Here is a 2,156-nt window from a genome sequence, read left to right on the forward strand (position 1 = left end):
CAAACCCGCGACGCTGAGCCAGGCTGAAGAAGAGGTCGTCGAACCGGGCCGCATACTCCTCCAACCAACCCGGCGCGGGCGGACACGGACGGCGAACAGTCATCATCAGCCCCCAACACAGCAAATGACCCCTACCACCGGCCCACGACCAACCCGACCTGCCGCCAACCCACACCACCACCAGAATTAACGAACCACCGGTAACGGCTCCCGCGCAAGCTCCGCTGCTCGACGACCCGAGTCACGAGCCTCGTCCAAGCCGTCCTCACCCTCCATCTCTCCAACTCAGACTGAGGATGGAAAGGGCTCAGTTGGTTGAGCAGCGAAGTTTGCGTGGCAACCGCCAGGACTACAGTCCCGGCAGGAAAGGTGCGGCGTAGCCCGTGGAGGGGGAGGCGCCGCACCACCTTCCCTGCAGCGTCAGTTTCTGACAGAGCATGGTCTCGAGTGTCTGCAGTCGGTCAGAAGCCCTGTACGAAGAGCTTGTTGGTTTCGGCGCTGTCGAAGTGGTCCGGGTCAAAGGGTCGGTCGAGCCACTTGATGATCTTCTCGTGCCAGGCGTTGGCGGGCTGGGCGATCACTCTGAGTAACTCGGCATAGCCCCACGGTCCTCCGCAGGATTCGGGCGGGCAGGCCCGGCGTCCAGCGATACACGCGGGGTAGTCCACATTCTCGGCGCGAGGCAGGGCTCTTTCGATCTCGATGCGGTGGACCCACTCGTCAGCCAGATCGTAGAGGTAGGTGATCCGGTCGCCTGCGGCCGGAGCGACCGTACACAGAGAGACAGCCGCCTCCTCACGATGGCCGAACTCCTGGCCGGGCCGTCCGAACCTGCCCATGGGCGTGTCAAAGACGTGTGTCTGGCAGTCGCGCCATCCCATTGCGGTCTGGATGATCCGATGCAGGCAGGCAAGGGTGACATTGGCGGGCACCAGGAGGCGACGCCAGACCAGTGGTCGGACATGCTCCAACGAGACCTTGATCTGCAAGATGGAGTCAGCAGTCATCGATACCACTCTTTCTGTGAACAGCCAGAAGGTCGGCACTCAGATGATCATGAGTGCTCCGTCTGTCTGCCCACGCCGGCAACCCTTGAACCGGGAGGGAATGTCTGTTTGTACGGCGCTCTGGTGCCCTACGCGGTATCGCGGGTCATGTCCCCTGTCGTGGTGGAGGAGATCATTCGGCTGTGCTGGGTGGGCAGGTGGTGTCGTCTGGATAGAGGCTGTCCATGGTCTTGATGGAGAGAACATGGAGAGAACAGCGACGGAGAACGCGGTCCACTCGTCGTGGAGTTCGATGAGGACTGCGGTGGCCAGGCGGTTTGCCGTGTTGGTGTTCGGGAAGACCTGGACGACATCGGAGCAGCGTGTGGTCTCCCGGTTCAGACGTTCGAGCGGATTGGTCGACTGGATTTTCTTCCCGTGCTGGTGCGGGAAGTTCGCGAATGCGGGCAGGTCCTTCTTCTCGGCGGGGACTGTCTGGCCGATGTGGGCATGCTGCGGGCCGAGCCGGCCGTGTTCGGTCCGGTGGCCTCCGATCCCACACCGTCTCCCGCCTCATCGATGTCCTAGCCTCGGCCGGGCCGAAGGGCTTGGCGGCGATCCGCACCGCACGGGCCCATGTCCGCGAACGCGTCTGGAAGCTGGCCGGACCAACGGGCGCCCGGACGCCGGCGGACAAGTGATCGTGGACATCGACGGGGTGCTCGTGCTGGCCCACTCCGAGAAACAGGACGCCGCCGCGACCTGGAAGAAGACGTTCGGGCACCACCCGCTGATGGCCTTCGTCGACCACGGCCGAAGCGGCAGCGGGGAGCCGGTCGCGGGCCTGCTGCGGCCCGGCAACGCGGGCAGCAACACCGCCGTCGACCACATCACCACCGCCCAACTCGCCCTGGCCCAGCTGCCGAAGAAGTACTGGCCCGGGCGGCAGACACTGATCCGGACCGATTCCGGCGGCGGCACCCACGAGTTCGTAGGCTGGCTGGCCAGGCGAGGCTGGTGGCTGTCCTACTCGGTCGGCATGACCATCACCGACGCCATCTACCACGCCGCCCTTAGAAGCCGTATCTCAACCGAACATGATCGCTTGATTTCTGCTGGTCAGGCGTGGTCTAGCTCGGAATGAGGGAGGCATCCGGCGTCTTGTTTCCG

General features: G+C 64.2%; 1 protein-coding gene and 3 pseudogenes. 2 read left to right on the forward strand and 2 right to left on the reverse strand.

What is annotated here, in order from left to right; genetic code table 11:
* Positions 1-204: 204 nt before the first annotated feature.
* A pseudogene (locus ACWCQK_RS42345) lies at positions 205-294 on the forward strand (IS5/IS1182 family transposase); the annotation flags it as partial.
* 167 nt (positions 295-461) lie between these two features.
* Here ACWCQK_RS42345 and ACWCQK_RS42350 read toward each other — a convergent pair.
* Together ACWCQK_RS42350 and ACWCQK_RS42355 are read right to left on the reverse strand one after the other, a co-directional pair.
* Positions 462-1,046 (reverse strand): plasmid pRiA4b ORF-3 family protein, encoded by a 585-nt coding sequence (locus ACWCQK_RS42350; RefSeq protein ID WP_451164584.1) that lies wholly within the window; start codon positions 1,044-1,046, stop codon positions 462-464.
* Positions 1,047-1,179: 133 nt separating this feature from the next.
* A pseudogene (locus ACWCQK_RS42355) lies at positions 1,180-1,460 on the reverse strand (transposase); the annotation flags it as partial.
* Positions 1,461-1,463: 3 nt separating this feature from the next.
* Between ACWCQK_RS42355 and ACWCQK_RS42360 the strand changes: the two are divergent.
* A pseudogene (locus tag ACWCQK_RS42360) lies at positions 1,464-2,046 on the forward strand (transposase); the annotation flags it as partial.
* Positions 2,047-2,156: the final 110 nt, after the last annotated feature.

This window comes from Streptomyces sp. NPDC002306, from assembly GCF_053593435.1.